Source organism: Exiguobacterium profundum, assembly GCF_001909285.1.
GTDB lineage: Bacteria > Bacillota > Bacilli > Exiguobacteriales > Exiguobacteriaceae > Exiguobacterium > Exiguobacterium profundum.
In genome coordinates this window covers 2,084,879-2,109,452 of sequence record NZ_MRSV01000001.1, presented here as the reverse complement: position 1 = coordinate 2,109,452, position 24,574 = coordinate 2,084,879, and the positions used below count along the sequence as shown (strand labels likewise).

The following is a 24,574-nucleotide window of genomic DNA, read 5'->3' as shown; positions in this document are numbered from 1 at the left end:
AAATGAAGCGAATTAGCTTAATTGGTGGGACTGGTTCGATTGGCGTTCAAACTTGTGACGTCATCGAACAGCACCCCGACCTGTTTGAACTTGAGGCGTATGCGTTCGGAACGAACGTCGATGTCGCCACGGAATGGATCAATCGACTTAGACCAAAATATGTGTCGGCAACGAGTATCGAAGTACTCGAGCAGTTGAAGCCACGTCTTACATATGAACCTCTCTATTTTATTGGACCGGAGGGGCTGAAGGAGTGTGCAACGGCAGAACGGGCTGACATCGTCGTGACGGCAGTCGTTGGAGCAGTTGGACTCGAACCGACGCTTGCGGCGATTCAAGCAGGGAAAGATATTGCACTCGCCAACAAGGAAACACTCGTTACCGCAGGACATCTTGTCAAAGCGGCCGTGAAAGAACATGGGGTCAACCTATTGCCTGTCGACAGTGAACACTCCGCGATTTATCAATGTTTGAACGGGGAACGAAGAGAAGATGTATCAAAGATTATTCTAACGGCTTCAGGCGGTAGTTTCCGTGATCGTTCACGTGATGAGCTGGCTGATGTGACTGTTGAAGACGCACTGAATCATCCGAACTGGACAATGGGAGCAAAAATCACAATCGATTCGGCGACGATGTTCAACAAAGGCTTAGAAGTCATCGAGGCACACTGGCTGTTCGATATCGATTATAATGATATTGAAGTCATCTTGCATCGAGAATCGATTATTCATTCGATGGTCGAATTTAAAGATGCTGCCGTGATGGCCCAGCTTGGAAACCCGGATATGCGCGGTCCGATCCTTTATGCGCTATCGGGACCGAAGCGGCTTGAAATCGAGGGGAATAAGCGGTTAAACTTGAAGGAAATCGGAAAGCTGCATTTTGAAGAGGCTGATTTCAATCGTTACCCGGCACTCCGGTTAGCGTTCGAAGCAGGAAGAGCCGGTGGTTCCATGCCGACCGTCTTGAATGCAGCCAATGAAGTGGCAGTGGACCTATTCTTGAACGGTCAGATCACGTTTTTAGAGATTGAACGACTCGTCGAAGAAGCGATGGCTCGACATGAGGTCATTGCCGAGCCGACGCTCGCGCAAATTCTAGAAGTTGACCAAGCAGTACGTCAACAGATTCAGCAAGGAATTGAAGGTGGGGAATAAATCATGACGACTTTTATCGCCATCGTTTTGATGTTTGGCGTTCTCATTTCGGTACACGAATGGGGACACCTCGTCATGGCGAAACGGGCAGGCATTCTCTGTCACGAGTTTGCAATCGAATTCGGTCCAAAAATTGTTTCATTCCGTAAAAATGAAACGCTCTATACCATTCGTCTTTTACCAATCGGTGGCTACGTCAAAATGGCCGGAGAAGATTTTGAACCGATTGAAGTCCGAGCGGGTCAGCATGTCGGACTTCGTCTCACTGAACAGGGGACGGTCGATCGTGTCTACTTCCAACCGGACACGGCTACAGATGTCCATGTCGTCGGAACCGTCGATAAGTTCGATTCGACACATGAGTTGAAAGTTCAACTTCTCATCGATGAGGAAGTGCGGGTCTATTCATTAGAGCGAGACACACTCCTTGTCGACCAAGGGATGGAAATTCAAATTGCACCGTATGATCGAACGTTTGGGGCCCAGTCGGTTTGGAAGCGTGTCTTGGCCATCGCAGCCGGTCCGGCGATGAACTTTGTCTTGGCGTTCATCTTGCTCATCATTGTTGGGCTCGTTCAAGGAACCCCAACGAACGATGGTCAAATTGGTACGGTTCAACCGGATTCAGCCGCTGATGAGGCTGGTTTGATGAGTGGGGATGAAATCGTCTCGATTGAAGGCGAGCCGATTACCGATTGGCTCGACTTGCGATCTGCTTTAGAAGACCGCGCGGACACCCCTACGGAAGTCACGTATGTCCGTGATGGAGAGGAAGCAACTGTCACCCTTACACCACAAGCAGTCGAACAAAACGGAGAGACGGTCGGGATTCTTGGTGTCACGAACGCGCTCGAACGATCACCGGTCAAAGCCGTGACGACGGGGGCGGAAACGACATGGACGATGTCGACGCTGATCTTCTCTGCGGTCGGTGATTTGGTGACAGGACAAGTCGGTGTCGATCAACTAGCAGGTCCGGTCGGGATTGTACGGATGACAGATGAAGTAGCGGCGAGCGGTTTGATCATGCTGTTGAATTGGACAGCGCTTCTCTCCGTCAACCTTGCCATCTTCAACTTGCTCCCATTGCCAGCGTTAGACGGAGGACGTTTGATTTTCCTCTTGTTCGAAGCGGTACGCGGACGTCAAATCGATCCGAAAAAGGAAGGATTCGTCCACTTTATCGGATTCGCACTCTTGATGATTTTAATGTTGATTGTCACTTGGAACGACATTCAATCATTCTTTAAATAAGCTGTTTGTAGAGAAGGGAAACGTTGAACTGTATGAAACAATCTAGATTGCTCATGCCTACATTGAGAGAAGTGCCGGCTGACGCGGAAGCGGTCAGCCATCAACTCCTCGTCCGTGGAGGATTCATCCGTCAAAATGCGGCAGGAATTTATTCTTATCTTCCACTCGGACATAAAGTGTTACACAACATCCAAACGATCATCCGTGAAGAGATGAATCGTGCCGGAGCTCAAGAGCTATTGATGCCTGCCATCCAACCGGCAGAACTTTGGGAAGAGACAGGACGATGGGGTATTTACGGTCCTGAGTTGATGCGCTTGACGGACCGTCATGACCGTCGCTTCGCACTCGGTGCGACACACGAAGAATTGATTACATCGATCGTCCGAGACGAGCTCAACTCGTATAAAAAACTACCGATGAACTTGTACCAGATTCAAACGAAGTATCGTGATGAGCGTCGACCACGTTTTGGATTGCTGCGCGGACGCGAATTCTTGATGAAAGACGCCTATTCATTCCACGCGACACAAGAAGACTTAGATGAAGAATATACCAACATGTATAATGCCTACTCACGTATCTTCGACCGTACAGGACTGAAGTATCGTCCGGTCGTCGCAGACTCTGGGGCAATCGGCGGGAAAGACACGCATGAATTCCAAGCGCTTGCGGATATTGGTGAAGATACAATTGTCTACACGGACACGTCGAACTATGCGGCGAACATCGAGATGGCCGAAACGCTCGACCGTTATGAGATGCAACAAGCTGACGTAAATCCCCTCGAAAAAGTGAACACGGAAGAAAATCGTACGATTGAGGACGTGGCGGCATTCTTGAATGTGGATCCGAAGACGACAATCAAATCTGTCTTGTTTAACGTGGATGGCGAAACTGTCATGGCAATCGTTCGTGGCGACCACGAAGCGAATGAAGTCAAAGTGAAGAACGCACTCGGTGGACTCGACATTCAACTTGAAGAAGAAGCGAAAATCGTTGAGTTGTTCAACTGTGCACCAGGTACACTCGGACCGATTAACGCTCCGGTCAAAGTCGTTGCCGACTATGCGGTCAAATACTTAGTGGATGCTGTCTGTGGTGCTAACGAGGCGAACACACACTATACGGGTGTAAATGCTGCGCGCGACCTTGCCGAGATGACATACCACGATTTACGTTTCGTTGTCGAAGGCGATTTGGCACCGGATGAGTCCGGTCCGGTTCGTTTTGCTCGTGGGATTGAAGTGGGACAAGTATTTAAACTCGGAACACGATATTCAGAAGCGATGGGTGCGACATTCCTCAACGAAGAGGGTCGTGCCGAACCACTCATCATGGGTTGCTACGGCATTGGGGTGTCACGCACACTTTCAGCCATCGTCGAACAACATCACGACGACCGTGGAATCATTTGGCCACGTAACGTAGCGCCGTTCGATCTCCATTTGATTGCAATCAACGCAAAAGATGAGACGCAAGTCGAGTTGGCGAACCGTCTTTATGAAGAGCTCGGTCAAACATACGATATCTTGTTCGATGACCGGAAAGAACGTGCGGGCGTCAAGTTTGCCGATGCAGATTTGATCGGACTCCCGATTCGCGTGAACGTCGGGAAAAAAGCTGGCGAAGGCATCGTTGAAGTGAAAGTACGTGCAACAGGTGAAGTGATTGAAACATCAATCGGTGAATTGAAAGAAGTCATCGCTTCAAAATTTAGCGAAGTTCATTAATGGATGAAGGTGACAGCGGAAGCGGTCACCTTCATTTGTCGAATTGGCATAAAGGGGGAAAGACGGACCCGTGGAAGCAAATCAAAAGATGCAATTATTATTAAGTGACCTTGGGATCACGACCGAGACGGACCTGTTTGATCAGGCCGAACTCTCACGACTCGTCGTCAATAAGAAGCGACGGACGTGGACGTTCTATTTTTCATTTCCAGCAGTATTGCCATACGACGTGCATCAATTGTTCATGAGTCGACTAGAAAGCCGTTATGCAACGTTTGCGGATGAGGTGTACGCTCGATTCTCGACAGTAGCGGGTGGGAGCGAGCAAGACTATATCGACTATTGGCCACGAATCGTCAGCGAGTTGAGCCAAGTATCTGGCGCGATGCGCAGTTATTTCGGCTCCGTTTCGCCACGATTCGAGCAGAACAAACTTATGATTCCGGTGCGTTCCGCACCTGAGGCGAGTTATGTGGACAAAGAGCTCTGTCAAGAAGTACAGGCGCTCTATAGTGCCTAAGGGTTCACAAAAAAACCGTGTCAGGCTCAATTTTCGGAAGACGCTGAGGCAAATCAAGCCCTTCGCGAACAGGTCGTTCAAGAAGATATCGAACAAGCGAAAATGGCACTGGCTGCCCAATTCGCCAAGGCAACAGAAACGAACGACGAACCGATTACAGAAATCCGGATGGGTGCGCTCATTAAAGATGAGATTGTCCCAATCAAGACGATTATCGAGGAAGAACGACGTGTCGCGATTCGTGGACTCGTCTTCTCAGCAGAGCGCAAAGAGTTGAAGAGTGGTAAGAAACTATTCACGTTCAAGATGACGGATTACACAGACTCATTGATTGTGAAGGTATTTGCACGCGATGACGATGACGACCGTATGCTAAGTGCCGTCAAAAAAGGGATGTGGATTCAAACGGCCGGTCGGGTTGAAGATGATTCGTTTATGCGCGAACTATGTATGATGGCATCTCAACTTCAAGAAGTAAAAGTAGAACCACCACGTGACGAATGGGAAGGTGAGAAACGCGTCGAACTTCACGCGCATACGCAGATGAGCCAAATGGATGCCGTCACAAATGTCTCGTCGCTCGTCGCTCGTGCCGCAAAATGGGGACACCGTGCCATTGCCATTACCGACCATGCTGGAGTTCAGGCGTTCCCGGAAGCCTATTAAGCCGGGAAGAAAAATGATATCAAAGTGTTATACGGAGTCGAGGCGAACGTCGTCAACGATGGTGTCCCTGTCGCTTATCATGCGACCGATGTGGCATTGGATGATGCGACATACGTCGTCTTCGACGTCGAGACAACGGGACTTTCTGCCGTCTACAATAAAATCATCGAACTCGCTGGGGTTAAAATCAAGGACGGAGAAATCATTGACCGGTTTGAAGCGTTCGCCGACCCGAAACATGCCTTGTCAGCGACCACCATCGAATTGACAGGGATCACGGATGACATGGTTCAAGGTCAACCGGACCCGGAAGTGATCACGAAACAGTTCGTCGAGTGGTGTGGCGACAGCATTCTCGTTGCCCATAACGCGTCATTCGACATGGGCTTCCTCGAGGCGACACTCCGTAGTGGTGGGCATGAACCGGACGATTACCCGGTCATCGACACGCTCGAACTTGCTCGAACGTTGATGCCGACGTTGAAGAATCATCGACTCAATACACTCGCGAAGCGATTCGATATCGAACTGACACAACATCACCGTGCCATTTACGATGCGGAAGCAACGGCGTATTTGCTCATGAAGTTACTCGATCTCGCTAAGCAGATGTTCGAAATGACGACACATCGCTCGTTGAACGCGAAAGTCGGCAGTGACGTGTCGAAGATTCGTCCGTTCCATGCGACCATCTACGCGAAAAACAAAAAGCCAGGACTTCGTCATTTATACGAGCTCATCTCCTTATCTCACATCGATTACTTGTATCGGATGGCACGCATGCCACGTTCCGAGCTTGTGAAACGGCGAGAAGGATTATTGATTGGTTCGGCTTGTGATAACGGGGAGATTTTTGACGCCGCCTTGAACAAGTCGGATGATGAACTCGAGAAGATGATGTCATTTTATGACTTTATCGAGATTCATCCCCCGGCACTCTACCACCATTTGATTGATAAAGAGATTGTGACGAATGAATTAGAACTCCGCGAAATCATTAAGCGCATCATTCGTGTCGCCGAGAAGGCCGAGTTACCGGTTTGTGCGACAGGGAATGTGCACTATCTAGATCGGTCGGACCGGTCTTATCGCGAAATCTTGATTCGTACACAAGGTGGGGCAAACTTCATCAATACGCGTAAGGAATTACCACATGCGCACTTCCGGACGACAAAAGAAATGATGGAAGAGTTCAAGTTTTTAGGTGTCGATTTAGCGCGTGAAATCGTCATCACGAATCCGAATGCAATCGCTGATCAGATTGAGTCCATTCAAATCATCCCGGATGATTTGTACACACCTAAAATTGAAGGGGCAGATGATGAGGTTCGGAATATGAGCTACGACATGGCTCGCTCCATCTATGGAGACGAGTTGCCTGAAATCGTGGAGGCGCGTCTTGAGAAAGAGCTCAAATCGATTATCGGTCACGGGTTCGCCGTCATTTATTTGATTTCGCATAAACTCGTTAAAAAATCACTCGATGATGGATATCTGGTCGGTTCGCGGGGGTCGGTCGGGTCGAGTCTCGTCGCAACGATGACGGAAATCACCGAAGTCAACCCGCTACCGCCTCACTACGTCTGTCCGAACTGTCAGCACTCACATTTCTTTAATGATGGATCAGTCGGTTCGGGGTATGACTTGCCAGACAAGGAGTGTCCGGAGTGCGGAAAAAAGTACAAAAAAGACGGTCATGATATTCCGTTCGAGACATTCCTTGGTTTCAAAGGGGACAAAGTACCGGATATCGACTTGAACTTCTCAGGTGAATATCAACCGCATGCCCACGCCTATACAAAAGTACTGTTCGGAGAAGAATACGTCTATCGTGCCGGGACAATCGGCACGATTGCCGACAAAACGGCTTATGGATACGTGAAAGGCTATGCGACCGAGAACGATAAGATTTATCGGAACGCCGAAGTCGACCGTCTCGTTTCTGGGGTCACCGGTGTAAAAAGGACGACGGGGCAACACCCAGGGGGTATCATCGTCGTACCGGACTATATGGACATCGCGGATATCTCCCCGATTCAATATCCGGCGGATGACAATTCGTCTGAATGGAAGACGACTCACTTCGACTTCCACTCCATCCATGACAACTTATTGAAACTTGATATTCTCGGGCATGATGACCCGACCGTCATCCGGATGTTACAGGATTTGTCTGGTATCGATCCAAAGACGATTCCGACAGATGACCCGACAGTCATGAAGATTTTTTCTTCACCAGAAGTGCTTGGGGTGACACCAGAACAGATTGAATCGAAAACCGGGACGCTCGGGATTCCAGAATTCGGGACGAAATTCGTTCGTCAGATGCTTGAAGAGACAAAACCGTCGACGTTCTCGGAGCTCGTTCAAATTTCCGGTCTATCCCACGGAACAGACGTCTGGCTCGGGAACGCGAACGAATTGATTTATAACGGGACGTGCGAACTGAAGGATGTGATTGGTTGTCGAGATGACATCATGGTCTATCTGATTTACGCGGGCCTCGAACCGTCATTCGCCTTTAAAATCATGGAATCCGTCCGGAAAGGGAAAGGGCTTACGGAAGAGATGGAGTCCGAGATGCGAGAGAATGACGTGCCGGAATGGTATATCTCGTCTTGTAAGAAAATCAAGTACATGTTCCCGAAAGCACACGCGACTGCCTACGTGTTAATGGCGGTCCGGATTGCATACTTTAAAGTACATCATCCGATTCTGTACTACGCGACGTACTTTACCGTTCGAGCGGGAGATTTTGACTTATCCGCGATGATCAAAGGTCCCCAGGCCGTTCGTAAGGCGATGTCAAATATTCGAGAAAAAGGGTTCGATGCGACAGCGAAGGATAAAGGGCTACACACGGTCCTCGAACTTGCGCTCGAAATGCTCGAGCGGGGAATGAAGTTCCAAAACATCGACTTGTATCGGTCGAGTGCGACAGAGTTCTTGATTGAAGACAATACGCTGATTCCACCTTTCAACGCGGTCGATGGACTGGGAACGAATGCGGCAAAAGCGATTGTTGAAGCAAGGGAAGAAGGACAGTTCCTTTCGAAAGAAGATTTGCGGAAACGTGCGAAACTTTCGAAAACGGTCATCGAGACACTCGATACGATGAAATGTCTCGAAGGTCTGCCTGATGAGAACCAACTCTCATTCTTTGATTTTGGGGTGTAAGTTGCGATTTATCGGGAAAATATGATATATTAGTATCGAACAAAGTTGGATACTACGACGGAAAGGAGTAGGGAACCCTACTCCTTTCTTGTATGTAAAAGCCAGAAGGAGGGATGAGAGTGTCCAAAATAACAGAAGTCGTTGAATCGATTGCGTTGCCGATCGTAGAACGAGAAAACATGGAATTGGTCGATGTGGAATTTGTTAAAGAAGGTCCAGACTGGTTCTTGCGCGTCTATATCGATAAGCCGGGGGGCGTCGATTTGGACGATTGCGTCAATATCAATGAACAGCTCTCGGAAAAACTAAACGAAACCGATCCGATTGAACAGGCTTATTATCTTGATGTCTCGAGTCCTGGTGCGGAGCGTCCGCTGAAAAAGCCGAGCGATTTTGAACGTGCGGTAGGCAAAAATGTCTACATGAAAACGTTCGCTCCGATCGATGGTGCCAAAGAGTTTGAAGGAATTTTGACGGCATATGATGGGGAAACGGTCGTGATCGAGACACGCATCAAAAAAAGAAAAAAAGCGGTATCGCTACCGGTTGACAAAATTGCACAAGCCCGCTTAGCGGTCACGTTTAGTTAAGGAGAGGGAAGAAGATGGGTCCACAATTACTCACTACAATCGATCAGATTGCCAAAGAAAAAGGAATCGACAAAAATATCATTATCGATGCACTCGAACAAGCGCTCATATCTGCGTATCGCCGCAACGTGGCGAACCCGAACGAGCACGTGAAAGTCGAGTTTGATCAGGTGACGGGGGATATCCGTGTCTACGCTTTGTTAGAAGTCGTAGAGCGCCTCACGCAACCGGACCAACAGCTCTCACTCGAAGAAGCACATGAAATCGATCCGAACTATGAGCTCGGCGATTTCCATAAAGAAGAAGTCACACCGAGTGATTTCGGACGTGTCGCGGCGATGACGGCAAAACAAGTCGTCACACAGAAGATGCGTGAAGCGGAACGCGAACGCATCTACAACCACTTCGCTGACAAAGAAGATGAAATCATGACAGGGATCGTGGAGCGTTTTGACCCACGCAACCTTTATATCGGTCTCGAAAACAACATTGAAGCTGTATTGACACCGAATGAACAGATGCCGAACGAGTCATACCAAATTCATGATCGCATCAAAGTATACGTGACAAAAGTAGATTCAACGACGAAAGGTTCAGGTGCAGCGATTCAAGTTTCGCGTACGCATCCGGGACTTTTGCGCCGTTTGTTCGAACTCGAAGTTCCAGAGATTTCAAACGGAACAGTGGACGTGATGTCAGTATCACGCGAAGCGGGTGACCGTTCGAAAATCGCTGTACATTCGGATATCGTCGACCCAGTCGGCGCTTGTGTCGGACCGAAAGGACAACGTGTTCAAACGATCGTCGACGAATTGAACGGCGAGAAAATTGATATCGTCCGTTGGTCTGAAGACCCGAAAGAGTTCGTTCGTAACGCACTCAGCCCGGCTCAGGTCGTTGCGGTATATGTCAACGAGCCAGCAAAATCGACGACAGTCGTCGTACCGGACTATCAATTGTCACTCGCGATCGGGAAACGTGGTCAAAACGCCCGTCTCGCTGCGAAATTGACAGGATGGAAAATCGATATCAAGAGTGAAACGGATGCCGAAGCACTTGATTTGTTCGATACGTTTGCTGAAAAAGTTGAATCAGAACCAGAAATTGTTCAAAATGAAGTAGAACAAGACTTATCAGATGCTACAGTTGAAACGACTGCGGTGAAAGAAGAGGAATGAGCATGAAGCAAAAGAAACTTCCTTTGCGTAAGTGTGTGGTCACACAAGAAATGCTCCCGAAAAAAGAATTGATTCGTGTCGTTCGGACGCCTGAAGGTGACGTGGTCATCGATCAGACGGGTAAAGTGAACGGTCGTGGCGCATACTTATCAAAAGATATCGAAGTCGTCCGAAAAGAAGAGAAAAAACGGACGCTCGACCATCACTTGAAAGTAAAGACGAGCGACGACTTGTATGAACAGTTGAAAGCTGTCGCAGGTGGCGAATCATGAGCCAGTGGGAATCATTGTTAGGCCTTGCTGCTCGAGCGAGGAAAGTAACGATGGGAGAAGAGTTTGTATTAAAGGATGTACGAGCGGGTCGTGCCAAGCTCGTCATTCTAGCCGGAGATGCAGGAGCCTCGACGAAAAAACGAGTCACTGACAAATGTGCGTCTTATCAAGTGCCATTGATTGAAGTGAGCGATCGCTATACAATCGGGGCCGCACTCGGTAAAGACATGCGTGTCGTCGTATCGGTGACAGAATCCGGATTTGCGAACAAGCTTAAGCAACTTCTCTCTTAACTATTAACGGAGGTGGATGCTTTGGGAAAACGCGTCTATGAATTTGCAAAAGAACAGAATGTAACGAGTAAACAAGTCATAACTCAATTAGAAAAATTGAACAAACCGGTGAAAAACCATATGGCCGTCCTCGATGAGGAAACGGTAAAACAATTGGACCGTGTGTTCAATCCTGAAAAATATCGTGCTGAAAAACAAGCGGAAGCGAAAGCGACGTCAACATCGAATGAGCCGAAGCAAGAGAAAAAAGAAGCACAATCGCCACGTCCACAAGCGGGACAACAGAACCGTGGCGGTCAAAATAATCGCGGTGGACAAAATCGTAACGACAACCGAAACAACGACCCACGCAATAAAAAACGTGGAAAAGGGAAAGGCAAAGGCAAGCCGGTAAAAGCGGCTGTGCCACAAGAAGCCGATCCAAACTCGAAGACAAGTCAGCGTAAAGCAGCGCGTCTCGCGCAAGAGGCAGAGATGGGCAACGTCATCAAGTATGACGATGTACTCAGCGTGTCTGACCTTGCTTCAAAAATGAACAAAAAGCCAAACGAAATCATCATGAAGTTGATGGGTCTCGGTGTCATGGCAACCATCAACCAAACGCTTGATGATGAAACGGTTGAATTACTCGCTGCAGAATTCGGCTTTGAGGTTGAAAAAGAAGTTGTTGTCGATGAGACAGACTTTGAAACAGTTGAGATCGACTTCTCACAATATGACCTTGAAGAACGTCCAGCTGTCGTTACCATCATGGGTCACGTCGACCACGGGAAAACGACACTTCTTGACTCGATTCGTAACACGAAAGTCGTCGCAGGAGAAGCGGGCGGAATCACGCAGCACATCGGTGCTTACCAAGTTGAAGTCAACGATAAGAAAATCACATTCCTCGATACACCAGGTCACGCAGCCTTCACAACGATGCGCGCCCGCGGTGCCGAAGTGACAGATATCGCGATCATCGTCGTTGCGGCTGACGATGGCGTCATGCCACAAACAGAGGAAGCAATCTCGCACGCCAAGGCAGCGAACGTTCCAATCATCGTGGCAGTCAACAAAATGGACAAAGAAGGGGCAAACCCTGACCGTGTCAAACAAGAGTTGACAGAGTTCGGTCTCATCCCTGAAGAGTGGGGTGGCGAAACAATCTTCGTTCCGATTTCTGCCATCAAAGGCGAAGGGATCGATGAATTGCTCGAGATGATTCTCCTCGTTTCTGAAGTCGAAGAATATAAATCGACACCAGACATGCCAGCTCGTGGTTCAGTCATCGAGGCGAAACTCGACAAAGGACGTGGACCGGTCGCGACACTTCTCGTTCAACACGGTACACTTCGAATCGGAGATTCAATCGTCGTCGGTAGCACGTTCGGTCGTGTCCGTGCGATGGTCAACGATATCGGTCGCCGTGTGAAACAAGTCGGACCATCTACACCGATTGAAATCACTGGTTTGAACGACGTTCCACAAGCGGGTGACCAGTTCATCGTCTTCGAAGATGAGAAGAAAGCACGTGCAATCGGGGAAAAACGTTACCAACGTTACCTTGAGTCACAGCGTCGTGAGTCGGCGAAAGTAAGTCTTGATGATTTGTTCAGCCGCATTCAAGAAGGTGAAGTGAAAGACTTGAACGTCATCATCAAAGCAGACGTTCAAGGGTCAGCCGAAGCATTGGCTGGTTCACTCCGCAAGATTGATGTCGAAGGCGTCAAAGTTAACATCGTTCACCAAGGTGTCGGTGCAATCACGGAAGGTGACGTCATCCTCGCTTCAGCTGCGAATGCTGTCATCATCGGATTCAACGTCCGTCCTGATGGAAACGCACGTTCGATGGCGGAACAAGAGAACGTTGAAATGCGTCTCCACCGCATCATCTACAATGCAATCGAAGAAATCGAGAGCGCGATGAAAGGGATGCTTGACCCAGAGTTCGTGGAAGAAATCACAGGTCAAGTCGAAGTCCGTGACGTCTTCAAAGTTTCGAAAGTCGGTGCGATTGCAGGTTGTTATGTGACAGAAGGTAAAATCACACGTGACGCCGGTGTCCGTGTCATTCGTAACGGAATCGTGATTTACGAAGGTAAACTCGATACGCTTCGTCGTTTCAAAGATGACGTGAAAGAAGTTGCGACTGGTTATGAGTGTGGGATTAAAGTAGAGAAATTTGATGACATCAAAGTAGACGATGTCATTGAAGCGTTCGTCATGAAAGAAGTCGAACGTAAATAATGTGAGGAGGGATCACGTATGAAAATTCGTGCCCAACGTGTTGCCGAGCAAATGCGTAAAGAAATAACAGATGTCTTGTTACGGGAAGTCAGTGAACCGCGTACAAAAAACGCTACGATTACGAGCGTTGATGTGACAGGTGACTTACAGCAAGCAACAGTCTATTATACGGTGCTTGGTGATGAGGAAGATGTGAAAGCAGAAACGCAAGCTGGTCTCGATAAGGCGAAAGGGTTTATCCGTCGCGAAATCGGGAATCGCATCCGTCTTCGTAAAACACCAGAGATCTCGTTTGAATATGATTCTTCAGTCGCATATGGTAGCCATATCGATTCGTTGATTCGTGATTTGAACAAAGATCAATAATTTGAAAGGGGAGACGTCGTTCTCCCTTTTTTTATATGGAGGGATGAAATTGGAACCGAACGGAGTGCTCGTACTCGATAAAGATGCTGGCATGACGAGTCATGACTGCGTATTTAAATTACGAAAATTGTTCCAGACGAAAAAGATCGGTCACACAGGTACGCTTGACCCGGAAGTGACAGGCGTATTGCCCATCTGTTTAGGGCGCGCCACGAAGCTGTCACGTTTTATCACAGATGAAGGGAAGCGTTATGTGGCCGAGGTGACGATTGGTACCGCCACGATGACCGAGGACGCGCATGGCGAGGTCGTCGCGCAGAAGTCAGTCACACCGAACGATTTGGATGCAACCCAGATTGACGAGGCGATGCGCCAATTGACAGGGAGGATTGAACAAATCCCGCCGTACTACTCGGCGGTCAAAGTAAATGGGAAGAAGTTGTACGAGTATGCTCGGAAAGGGCAGACCGTCGAACGACCTCGGCGGACGGTCGAGATTCATCGTCTGGAGCGGACGAGTGAATTGATATTCGAAGCGGATGTCTGTCGATTCCGAATGGAAATCGACTGTGGGAAAGGGACGTATATTCGAACGCTCGCCGTTCAGATTGGGGAGAAACTCGGTTACCCTGCCCATATGAGCGAACTCAGACGGACGAGCTCAGGAACGTTTGATGAAGCGACCGCGGTAACACTCGGAACGCTTCAAACACTTGAAACGGTCGAGGAGCGAATGGCGCATGTCATTCCTCTCGAAGATGTGATCAAACGCTGGCCAATGATCACCATTCCAAAGAATCGGGAACGTTATATTCGCAACGGCGGGAAGCTGAACGGCGTTTCGCTCGAATTTGAGTTATTTACTGTCTATAATGAAGAAGGAATCCCTCTTGCTTTATATCGAAGACAAGAAGGAACGACAGACGCTACAGTCGAGGTCATGTTGGCTATCGACTAAGGGGGAATTTGACAGTATGGAAACAAAACATCTCACTTATCCAGAAACACCCGACGTGTATCCATCCATTATGGTACTCGGTTTCTTCGACGGTGTTCATAAAGGGCATCAAGCTGTAATCAATCATGCCAAACGGGTGGCAGCGGAGCACAACCTGCCGGTGACGGTCGTCACGTTCGATCCTCATCCGAAACAAGTACTCTCCAATAAACCGGATGCGGTCCGCTATATTACACCGCTGTCCCGGAAACTGAAGCGCATCGAAGCGCTCGGGGTAGAGCGTTGCCTCGTCTTGACATTCACAAAAGAATTGGCCAATTTGTCCCCGCAACAGTTTGTCGATGATTATTTGATCGGTGCCGGAGCCGTGCACGTGACAGCTGGTTTTGATTACTCGTATGGAAAGTTTGGAGAAGGGACGATGGAGACACTTCCGTACCATGCGCGTGACCAATTCACGACGTCTGTCGTCACAGAGCAGACGATGGATGGGGAAAAAGTGTCATCTACCCGCATCCGTAAACTCTTGGCAGAGGGACAGGTCGATGCCGCACATGAACTCCTCGGTACGCCATACGTGATCTGTGGCGAAGTCATTCACGGTGATGCGAGAGGGCGTACAATCGGTTTCCCGACTGCGAACGTGTTGATGGACGCTTCGTACGTCATGCCACGATTGGGCGTATACGCGACTCGAGTCACGCTACCGGACGGACGGATGTTCCACGCGATGACGAATGTTGGACGTCGTCCGACGTTTTATGAGACGGGATCGGTCTCTGTTGAGAGCCATCTCTTCGACTTCTCCGAGGATTTATATGGACAAGTCATCGAAATCGAGTGGATCCAATATATTCGGAATGAACGCGCGTTCGATGGGTTGGATGCATTGGTCGCTCAACTAAAAGAAGATGAGGTGGCAGCTCGTTCAATCCTATCTTGACTTTCAAGAGTGGGTACGCTATCCTTGTCAAGTACGCAAAGTACACCGCTTCGCTTGGCTGGTCGATTCACCAACGTCGGCTCGGCAACGCGGCAATTTTTCATTAAATGGAGGTGGAGAGGCAATGGCACTCTCAAAAGAACGTAAAAACGAAATTATCGCGGAATTCGCGACAAAACAAGGTGACACAGGTTCACCGGAAGTACAAGTGGCTGTGTTGACTGAACAAATCAACACATTGAACGACCACCTTCGTACACACAAGAAAGACCACCACTCACGTCGCGGTCTCTTGAAAATGGTTGGACGTCGTCGTAACTTGCTTACGTACCTTCGTAACAAGGACGTTACACGTTACCGTGAATTGATTCAACGCCTCGGTCTCCGTCGTTAATCGATTGAGACTGTTTAACGGGCTGGGACAACGTCCTAGTCCGTTTCTTCTTTTTTAAGGAAAATGATTAGACATTCGTTGGAATGAGTTACATAATAAACTAGATAAGGTTTGAGAGGAGAATGTACATGTTAGGTACGAAACAAGTATTCTCTACAGAGTGGGGCGGACGCCCACTGTCTGTAGAGGTCGGCCAACTTGCGAAGCAAGCAAACGGCTCGGCACTCGTGCGTTATGGAGATACGGTTGTCCTTGCGACAGTGACGGCTTCAAAAGCACCAAAGGATTTAGACTTCTTCCCATTGACGGTCAACTATGAGGAGAAACTTTACTCGGTCGGTAAAATCCCAGGTGGTTTCCTTCGCCGTGAAGGTCGCCCGGGTGAAAACGCGATTTTGACATCACGTCTCATCGATCGCCCGATTCGTCCGCTCTTCCCAGACGGATTCCGTCATGACATTCAAGTCATGATTTACGTCATGTCAAACGACCCGGATTGCTCGGCTGAAATGGCGGGTATGCTAGGAACATCGATCGCGCTCTCGATTTCAGATGTACCGTTTGACGGTCCAATCGCTGGCGTGACAGTTGGACGTGTAGACGGTGAATTCGTCATCAACCCGACGACGGCTCAGTTGGAGAAAACGGACCTTGAACTTCAAGTTGCAGGGACATCGACAGCCATCAACATGGTTGAAGCAGGTGCGAACGAAGTGCCTGAGGACATCATGCTCGAGTCGATCTTGTTTGGACATGAAGAAATCAAGCGTTTGATCGCATTCCAACAAGAAATCGTAGAAGCCGTCGGAAAACCTAAATTCGAATACACGGTCTCGAAATACGATGAGGCGCTTACTGCTGAACTCGAAGCAGCTCGTCCTGAAATCGTAGAAGCGGTTCAAGTGGAAGAGAAACATGCTCGTGACGAAGCCATCAACGAAGTGATTGCGAAATATGTTGCGATGTATGAAGAACGTCTTGCTGACGAGCCATCGAAACTCGGTGAAGTTTCAGGGATTTTGAACAAGTTCGTCAAAGATGAAGTCCGTCGTTTGATCACGGTCGAAAAAGTCCGCCCAGACGGACGTCGTCCAGACGTGATTCGTCCGCTCGCGTCAGAAGTCGGATTACTCCCACGCGCACACGGTGTCGGTCTCTTCACACGTGGTCAAACACAGGTCATGTCGGTCGCGACTCTCGGTGTCATCGGTGATGCGCAAATCATCGACGGAATCGGTCTAGAAGAGAACAAACGCTTCATGCACCACTATAACTTCCCGCCGTTCTCAGTCGGTGAAGCACGTCCTGTCCGTGCACCAGGTCGTCGTGAAATCGGTCACGGGGCACTCGGTGAACGTGCACTTCTTCCAATTATTCCGAAAGAAGCAGACTTCCCGTATACGATTCGTCTCGTTTCAGAAGTACTCGAATCAAACGGTTCAAGTTCACAAGCTTCGATTTGTGGGTCGACACTCGCATTGATGGATGCAGGTGTGCCAATCAAAGCGCCAGTCGCTGGGATTGCCATGGGTCTTATCATGGAAGGTGAGCATTACACGGTCTTGACAGATATTCAAGGACTTGAAGACCACCTTGGGGATATGGACTTCAAAGTAGCTGGAACGAAAGACGGGATCACTGCCCTTCAAATGGATATCAAGATTGCCGGAATCACGCGTGAAATTCTAGAAGAAGCGCTTGAACAGGCACGTGTCGGTCGTTTGCACATTCTTGACCACATGCTTGAGACGTTGGATACACCACGTACACAATTGTCGAAATACGCACCGAAGATTGTGACGATGACAATCAATCCGGATAAAATCCGCGACGTCATCGGACCAGGTGGGAAGATGATCAACAGCATTATCGACCAAACGGGCGTCAAGATCGACATCGAACAAGATGGTACGGTCTTCATCGCCTCGACGGACCAAGAAGGAATCGATCTTGCCATGTCTATGATCGGTGACATTGTCCGTGAAGTCGTCGTCGGTGAAGTATACGATGCTACCGTACGTCGCATCGAGAAATTCGGCGCATTCGTCGAGTTATTCAAAGGGAAAGATGCACTCGTACACGTATCCGAATTCAGCCTTGAGCGTGTCGCAAACGTCGAGGATGTTGTGAAGCTTGGCGATTCGATTCAAGTCAAAGTCACTGAAATCGATGACAAAGGTCGTGTCAACGCATCACGAAAAGCGCTCATCTTAGAAGGATTGTCTCCTGAAGAGCGTGAGGCATACGAAGCGAAACGGAAGGCAGCACGTGAAAGCCGTCCACCTCGCGAAAGCCGTCCGCCACGTCGTGACGGGGACCGTCGTCCACCGCGCTCGACAAATTAATTATTCTGGCCATCGTCTTGGTGCGATGGCCTTTTTCATAGGAGTGAGAATATGGAATGGATGACACTAGAGAACGGTGTTCGAATCATCATCGAACCAATCGATGGTTCACTCAGCACCTCAACCGGGGTATTCATTAAAGCCGGAACACGTACAGAAACTTTTGAGAACATCGGCATCAGCCATTTGATTGAACATATGCTGTTCAAGGACACCGCATCAAAAAGCGCAAAAGAGATTGCTTCCTTTTTTTATGAGCTCGGTGGAAGCGTCAACGCATTCACCTCGAAAGACCATACATGCTTTTATGTGAAGACGCTCGATGAACACGCGATCATGGCGCTCGACGTACTGACAGATATGCTGTTTGAGTCGGTGCTCGATGCACAGGAGTTGGAAAAAGAAAAGCGTGTCGTTGTGGAAGAAATTAAAATGTATGAGGACACGCCGGAAGATCTCGTTCATGAACTATTGGCCATTGCGGCGTATCGTGACGATATCCTCGCTCAACCTATTTTAGGGACGGAGGAGAGTGTCAATCGATTGACACGTGACCAGCTCGTCGAATACTTACAGGAACAGTATACGGCCGAGCAAATTGTCGTCTCGATTGCAGGTCATGTTTCTGAAGAATTGATTGAGGCGGTAAAACGTAGGTTTGCTCACATCCCTTCTAGGGAATCGTCGAAAGAAATCAATCAACCGGAACTGTTCCATGACACATTGTCGAAACAAAAAGAAACGGAGCAAGCCCACCTCTGCTGGAACTACGAAGCGATTCCCGCGACGGATGACCGTTTGCCTCACTTGGCATTGATGAACAACGCAATCGGCGCGACGATGTCTTCGCGTTTATTCCAGTCCATCCGTGAAGAAGAAGGGTTAGCTTATTCCATTTACTCTTACTACACGACGTTTTCCGATCACGGTACGTTTACCATTTATGTCGGTACGTCACCGGATACGTTAGAACAAGTCGAAGTCATCCTTGAGAGAGAGATGAAGCGACTTGTCGCAGAAGGTTTGACTGCTGAGGAAGTAGACAAAGGCAAGCGACAATTGAAAGGGTCGATCGCCCTCGGGAATGAAAGTTCGAGTGCCCGCATGAACCGGAACGGACGGAACTTGCTATTGCTCGACGAAGTCGAGCCGATTGAACAAGTGATTGAGAAAGTAGAACGGATTGAACGCGATGAGGTCAATGCATTGATTCGTGAGGTGTTGAACCATCGCCCGGCGAAGTCATATGTCCTCCCAAACGAAGCGTGACTTGAAACCGAATTGTAAGTTCTCTACACTGATTAAGAGGTATTCTTTAGTTTGGATAGGATACAGGTGAAAGAAGGGAAAGACTTGAACTTAACGGATTTAGTGAAGACGATACAACTAATTAATCAACCAAATCTAGAAGGCATCGTCGTGACGCATGTGACGACGGACTCGCGAGAAGTTGTGCCGGGAACGCTGTTTGTCGCCATCAAAGGCTATACGGTCGATGGGCATGAATATGCGGCACAAGCGGTAGCGCGAGGCGCGGTGGCAGTCGTTAGCGAACGACCGCTCGACCTGTCAGTGCCAAACTTGATTGTGCGTGACAGCTCGCGTTCAATCGGGTTGTTGGCTTCGGCCTTTTATGCGTATCCATCTGAACAGATGCGACTGTTCGGGATCACGGGAACGAATGGGAAAACGACGACGACGACGATTTTACGAGACGTCCTCGATGTCCTCGGTCATTCGACCGGTTTGATTGGGACCGTTGAAGTACGCATCAACGATAAAATCGTTCCAAGTAAAAATACGACGCCTCAAAGTTCAGAACTTCAACAGTTGTTGGCACAAATGCGTGATGAGGGCGTGACGGACGTGATGATGGAAGTGTCCTCACATGGTCTTGAGCTCGGACGTGTCATCGGAACTGATTTTGACATCGTGGGCTTCACGAACTTGACACACGATCACCTAGATTTTCATGGAACGTTTGAAAACTATGCACGTGCAAAAGGGTTATTGTTCGCTCAACTCGGTCAAATGGCCTCACGTGGAAAAGTAGCCGTCTTGAACGCGGACGATGCACAAACGCCTCTTTATGAGACGATGACCGGTGCGAAAGTAATAACATATGGGATTGATGCGCAAGCAGACTTGATGGCAACGGACATTGAACAGACGTTGTCTCAGACCAGCTTTACATTGAATTACCAAGGCGCAAAACTTCCGGTAACGGTCCAGTTCATCGGTCGTTTCAACGTGTACAATCTATTGTTGGCGACGGGTTGTCTTCTCGCTGCCGGTTACTCGCTTGAGCGAATTGCAAAAGCACTTGAGATGATTCATCCGGCCAAGGGACGGATGCAACGTTTAGACGTCCCAGGTTACAACGTATATGCGGACTATGCTCATACACCGGATGGCATCGAACAGTGTCTGAAGTCGCTCGTCGGCGTACCAAAAGAAAAGATTATTTTTTTGTTTGTTACAGGTGGAAACCGTGACGTCACAAAACGTCCGGCAATGGGCGAGATGGCTTCGTCTTATGCCGGTACCGTCATCATCACGACAGATGATCCACGATTCGAAGCGTATGAGTCCATTACAAAAGGGATTGCGGCCGGGATGACCCATGACAACTTTGTTGAAATCGGGGATCGAGAAGAAGCGGTCCGTTATGCGGCCCGTTTAGCGAAACCGGACAACATCATCGTGCTAGCAGGGAAAGGGCACGAAAAGTACCAAATTATCGGAAATGAAAAATTGCCGCTCGACGAAGAGGCGATTGTACGAGCGACCATTTTGAATACGGAGGAAGCATGATTTATGGCAGTACAACCAATTACGTTGACAGAAAAAGAACATGACGACTTCGTCAAAACACACGTCCGTGGAGATTTGTTGCAACTATCGAGTTGGGGAGATGTGAAGCGCCAAAATGGCTGGACTTCAGAACGTGTCGCGGTTGCGCGAGACGGCGTGACGTCCGGTGTCGCTTTACTTTTGTTTAAACGTGTCCCGAAATTACCATACACATTGTGTTATGCCCCACGCGGATTTGTCGTGGACTACGAAGATTTGGCATCGCTGCAGGCGCTCGTGAAAGAAGCAACACGTGTCGCGGTGGCACATAAAGCCATCGTCGTAAAAATCGATCCAAACATTGATCGCGATGAGATGCCAGGGCTATTGACCGAAATGGCTGCCATCGGGTTTAAACATAAGGGATATGGCGGTGGATTTGATTACGCCCAACCTCGTTTTACCATGGAAACGGATTTGCGCCCGAGTGAGAAAGATATTTTTGCGAAATTCCATCATAAGTTCCGCTACAACGTCCGCCTCGCGGAGAAAAAGGGAATTGTTTGCAAGGAGGTCGGTCGTGACGGACTCAAAACGTTCGCCGATTTGATGAAAGTAACAGGGGAACGTGACGGATTCGCTACGCGAGGGCTCGATTATTTTGAGAACCTATACGATTGTCTGCAACCGAACGATGCCCGTCTCTTCTTGACAACCCTCGAACCGAAAATCGCACTCGAACAGCAACAGACAACGCTAGAAAAAGCGAAGAAAGAGTTGGCGAAGATTGAACGGGGTCTTGAGAAAGAAACGATTGAGAAGAAGCGTAACAGTCTTTTGAACCGCAAGGAACAGACGGAAGCGCAAATTCAGAAAGCGGAGCAAGCCCTCCCTGAGCTGGTCGAACTTGATCAGACCTATCCGAACGGGCTCGTCTTATCAGGTGGTCTGTTGACACTCGCAGGACGGCGCTCTTATTACTTATACGGAGCCTCGTCAAATGAATTCCGTGAATTTATGCCGAACCACTTGATGCAGTGGACGATGATGCAGGCGGCCAAAGAGAGTGGCGCCGAGCGATACGATTTCGGCGGGGTATCAGGAAGTACGGACCCGGATGATGAGTATGCTGGTCTATACGCATTCAAATCGGGATGGGGAAGCGACATGATTGAAAAGGTCGGGGAATTCGACCTCGTCTTGAATCGTCCTTTGTATATGGCTCTCGAAAAAGGATTGCCACTCTTAAAAGGACTGCGTAAACGGTTAAGAAGATGAGGTGGACAGGCGTGTTATCTCTTGCAATGATCGCCTTTCTGATTGGCATTACGCTCGCTTACTTTTATATGCAACCGGAACCGGTGCCTTGGGTAGACGAGCCGACGTTCGAAGCGGATATGTGTGTGCGGGACGTGGAGAAAGAGGATGCGATCTTGGCAAGGACGAAGATTGATTTTGACCGGTTGCATCCGTTAGTCGCCAATCGAGGAGAATCGTTCATTCGATTAGCCCATTCTTGTCTAGACCTTGAAGTGCGCCTCACTTCAGGATACCGTTCTGCCAAGGAACAGAATGCGCTTTATGCGCAAGGGCGGTCTGAACCCGGGCAAGTAGTGACCAATGCGAAGGCGGGTCAGAGCTATCATAACTACGGTCTTGCTGTCGATTTCGTTATCATCCATAACAACAAGACCGACTATGACCTGAATACGGATCGTAATCGGAATGACATTCCTGACTGGCAAGAACTAGGGGAGTTAGGAAAGGCGCTCGGCTTTGAATGGGGCGGAGAATGGAACTCATTCCCGGACTATCCTCACCTCCAAATGGACTTCGGCTTGTCGATTCGTCAACTTGTTGCAGGGAAAAGACCTGACGAAAAAGAGACGGCACCGCTTGCTGATGCACTAAAACCTCTATTAGATTAGACGGAAATGTTGGCAATGAAGCCGTTTTCCGCTACAATATTCAGTAGCGATAAGGGGACGAAACAGAATATGAATCATTTAGGAGGTTTTAATTAGTGTCAAAAAAGAAGACAGAGAATATTAGCGTCTTTGCGCTTGGAGGCGTAGGCGAAATCGGGAAGAACATGTACGTCGTGGAACTAGACGACGACATCTTCGTCATCGATGCCGGTCTAATGTTTCCAGGCGATGAGATGCTCGGGATTGATATCGTCATCCCAGACATCACATACTTAAAAGAAAATAAAGATCGTGTACGGGCGATTTTCATCACCCATGGTCACGAAGACCATATCGGTGGACTCAGCTACGTCCTACGCGACTTGAAGCACGTCCCAGTATACGGGACGAAATTGACCCTCGGGTTGATTGAATTGAAATTAAAAGAGGCCGGTTTGTTGAAAGAAGTCGACCTTCGCATGATTGATGCCAAAACGAAATTGACTATCGCTGATCATTTCATCACGTTTTTCCGCGTCAATCACTCGATTCCCGACTGTGTCGGCGTCTGTATTCAAACGTCTCAAGGTGCGATCGTCCATACCGGAGATTTCAAGTTTGATTACACGCCTGTCGATGGTAAACAATCCGACTTCAATAAGTTAGCGGCAATCGGACAACGTGGTGTACTTGCACTTCTTTCCGACTCGACGAACGCCGAGCGACCGGGGCAAACCGGTTCAGAGTCAATCGTCGGAGCTGAATTGAACGATGTCATCTATCAAGCGGAAGGTCGGGTTATCGTGGCATCATTCGCCTCGAACGTCCATCGCTTGCAACAAGTATTTGCAGCAGCAGAAGCGAATGATCGTAAAGTCGCGGTCGTCGGTCGTAGTATGGTCAACATCGTCGAAGTTGCGCAAAAATTAAACTACTTGCGCTTCAAGGCGAAGACTCTCGTTGAGTTGTCCCAAGTTAACCGTCTACCGGATAACAAGGTCGTCATTTTAACAACAGGTTCGCAAGGGGAGCCGATGGCGGCGTTGACTCGCATGGCACGTAATGCCCACAAGCAAGTCAACATTCGATTGAATGACACGGTCGTCATTGCGGCGACACCGATTCCAGGGAATGAGAAGTCGGTTTCTAAAACGATTGACTTATTGTTCCGTTCGGGTGCGAACGTCATTTATAATCAGCGAAAAGTCCACGTATCTGGACACGGTTCAGCGGAAGAATTGAAGTTGATGCTCAACCTTGTCAAACCGAAGTACTTCTTACCGATTCACGGCGAATATCGTATGCAGATGGCACACTCGAAACTCGCAGAACAAGTGGGTGTCAAACCGAACAACATCTTCATCGTTGAAAAAGGTGACGTCGTTGAGTTCACAGGTCGAAAAGCCCGCATGAGCCGAAAAGTCCCTGCAGGTAACGTCTTGATTGACGGAATCGGTGTTGGGGACGTTGGAAACATCGTCTTACGGGACCGTCGTTTGTTGTCACAAGATGGAGTTGTCCTCTGCGTGGTTACGTTGAATCGGAAACAGAAGAAATTGATTTCAGGACCTGAACTCATCTCACGTGGTTTCGTGTACATGCGCGAATCGGAGGAAATGATTTCAGAGGCAAACCGTATTGTCACGAAACAGATTGAAAAGAGTCTGCAGGCTGGCAGTGATTGGACCGAATTGAAATCAAATATCCGCGAGCGACTTAGCGTCTTCTTATTCGAGCAGACGAAACGTCGTCCGATGATCTTGCCGATCATCATGGAGATTTAATGGAATGAGAGT

At 48.8% G+C, this 24,574-nt stretch carries 18 protein-coding genes and 1 pseudogene; all 19 read left to right on the top strand.

What is annotated here, in order from left to right; genetic code table 11:
* The first annotated feature begins 2 nt into the window (after positions 1-2).
* The 19 genes and pseudogenes from dxr to BBB58_RS10810 all read left to right on the top strand — a co-directional run bounded on the left by dxr (position 3) and on the right by BBB58_RS10810 (position 24,562).
* Positions 3-1,160, top strand: a complete 1,158-nt coding sequence (gene dxr / locus BBB58_RS10900; RefSeq protein ID WP_074037223.1) for a 1-deoxy-D-xylulose-5-phosphate reductoisomerase — start codon at positions 3-5, stop codon at positions 1,158-1,160.
* A gap of 3 nt (positions 1,161-1,163) precedes the next feature.
* A complete protein-coding gene (gene rseP / locus BBB58_RS10895; RefSeq protein WP_074037222.1) occupies positions 1,164-2,414 on the top strand; it encodes an RIP metalloprotease RseP in 1,251 nt (416 codons plus the stop codon).
* 32 nt (positions 2,415-2,446) lie between these two features.
* Positions 2,447-4,147, top strand: coding sequence for a proline--tRNA ligase (locus BBB58_RS10890; RefSeq protein ID WP_074037221.1), 1,701 nt, complete (start codon positions 2,447-2,449; stop codon positions 4,145-4,147).
* A 70-nt stretch (positions 4,148-4,217) separates the two neighbouring features.
* A pseudogene (locus BBB58_RS10885) lies at positions 4,218-8,510 on the top strand (PolC-type DNA polymerase III).
* Positions 8,511-8,629: 119 nt separating this feature from the next.
* A complete protein-coding gene (gene rimP, locus BBB58_RS10880) occupies positions 8,630-9,100 on the top strand; it encodes a ribosome maturation factor RimP (RefSeq protein WP_074037220.1) in 471 nt (156 codons plus the stop codon).
* 14 nt (positions 9,101-9,114) lie between these two features.
* Positions 9,115-10,278 carry a transcription termination factor NusA gene (nusA, locus tag BBB58_RS10875; RefSeq protein ID WP_074037219.1) on the top strand — a complete coding sequence of 388 codons (1,164 nt, stop codon included), beginning with the start codon at positions 9,115-9,117 and terminating at the stop codon, positions 10,276-10,278.
* Positions 10,275-10,550, top strand: coding sequence for an RNase P modulator RnpM (gene rnpM / locus BBB58_RS10870; protein ID WP_208606710.1), 276 nt, complete (start codon positions 10,275-10,277; stop codon positions 10,548-10,550). Before nusA ends, rnpM begins: the two co-directional genes overlap by 4 nt.
* Positions 10,547-10,843: a YlxQ family RNA-binding protein gene (locus BBB58_RS10865; RefSeq protein ID WP_015881428.1), complete on the top strand. Its 297-nt coding sequence runs from the start codon at positions 10,547-10,549 to the stop codon at positions 10,841-10,843. The genes rnpM and BBB58_RS10865 overlap by 4 nt, the downstream gene beginning before the upstream one ends.
* Positions 10,844-10,864: 21 nt before the next feature.
* Positions 10,865-13,072, top strand: a complete 2,208-nt coding sequence (infB, locus tag BBB58_RS10860; protein ID WP_074037217.1) for a translation initiation factor IF-2 — start codon at positions 10,865-10,867, stop codon at positions 13,070-13,072.
* Positions 13,073-13,090: 18 nt separating this feature from the next.
* On the top strand, positions 13,091-13,438 hold the full coding sequence (rbfA, locus tag BBB58_RS10855) for a 30S ribosome-binding factor RbfA (RefSeq protein ID WP_074037216.1): 348 nt from the start codon (positions 13,091-13,093) through the stop codon (positions 13,436-13,438).
* A gap of 43 nt (positions 13,439-13,481) precedes the next feature.
* Positions 13,482-14,396 (top strand): tRNA pseudouridine(55) synthase TruB, encoded by a 915-nt coding sequence (gene truB, locus BBB58_RS10850; protein ID WP_244150735.1) that lies wholly within the window; start codon positions 13,482-13,484, stop codon positions 14,394-14,396.
* A gap of 16 nt (positions 14,397-14,412) precedes the next feature.
* On the top strand, positions 14,413-15,339 hold the full coding sequence (locus BBB58_RS10845; RefSeq protein WP_074037214.1) for a bifunctional riboflavin kinase/FAD synthetase: 927 nt from the start codon (positions 14,413-14,415) through the stop codon (positions 15,337-15,339).
* Between the two features lie 124 nt (positions 15,340-15,463).
* Positions 15,464-15,733, top strand: a complete 270-nt coding sequence (gene rpsO / locus BBB58_RS10840) for a 30S ribosomal protein S15 (protein ID WP_074037213.1) — start codon at positions 15,464-15,466, stop codon at positions 15,731-15,733.
* A gap of 128 nt (positions 15,734-15,861) precedes the next feature.
* Entirely contained in the window at positions 15,862-18,078 is a 2,217-nt protein-coding gene (gene pnp / locus BBB58_RS10835; RefSeq protein WP_074037212.1) for a polyribonucleotide nucleotidyltransferase, read from the top strand.
* A gap of 51 nt (positions 18,079-18,129) precedes the next feature.
* Positions 18,130-19,347, top strand: a complete 1,218-nt coding sequence (locus tag BBB58_RS10830; RefSeq protein ID WP_074037211.1) for a M16 family metallopeptidase — start codon at positions 18,130-18,132, stop codon at positions 19,345-19,347.
* A gap of 51 nt (positions 19,348-19,398) precedes the next feature.
* Entirely contained in the window at positions 19,399-20,892 is a 1,494-nt protein-coding gene (locus BBB58_RS10825) for a UDP-N-acetylmuramoyl-L-alanyl-D-glutamate--2,6-diaminopimelate ligase (RefSeq protein ID WP_244150734.1), read from the top strand.
* A gap of 3 nt (positions 20,893-20,895) precedes the next feature.
* The gene (locus tag BBB58_RS10820) at positions 20,896-22,149 is read left to right on the top strand and encodes a lipid II:glycine glycyltransferase FemX (protein WP_074037210.1); all 1,254 of its coding nucleotides are present in this window, start codon (positions 20,896-20,898) and stop codon (positions 22,147-22,149) included.
* 11 nt (positions 22,150-22,160) lie between these two features.
* Entirely contained in the window at positions 22,161-22,799 is a 639-nt protein-coding gene (locus tag BBB58_RS10815) for a M15 family metallopeptidase (protein ID WP_244150733.1), read from the top strand.
* A 95-nt stretch (positions 22,800-22,894) separates the two neighbouring features.
* Positions 22,895-24,562, top strand: coding sequence for a ribonuclease J (locus BBB58_RS10810; RefSeq protein WP_015881439.1), 1,668 nt, complete (start codon positions 22,895-22,897; stop codon positions 24,560-24,562).
* The last annotated feature ends 12 nt before the right edge of the window (positions 24,563-24,574 follow it).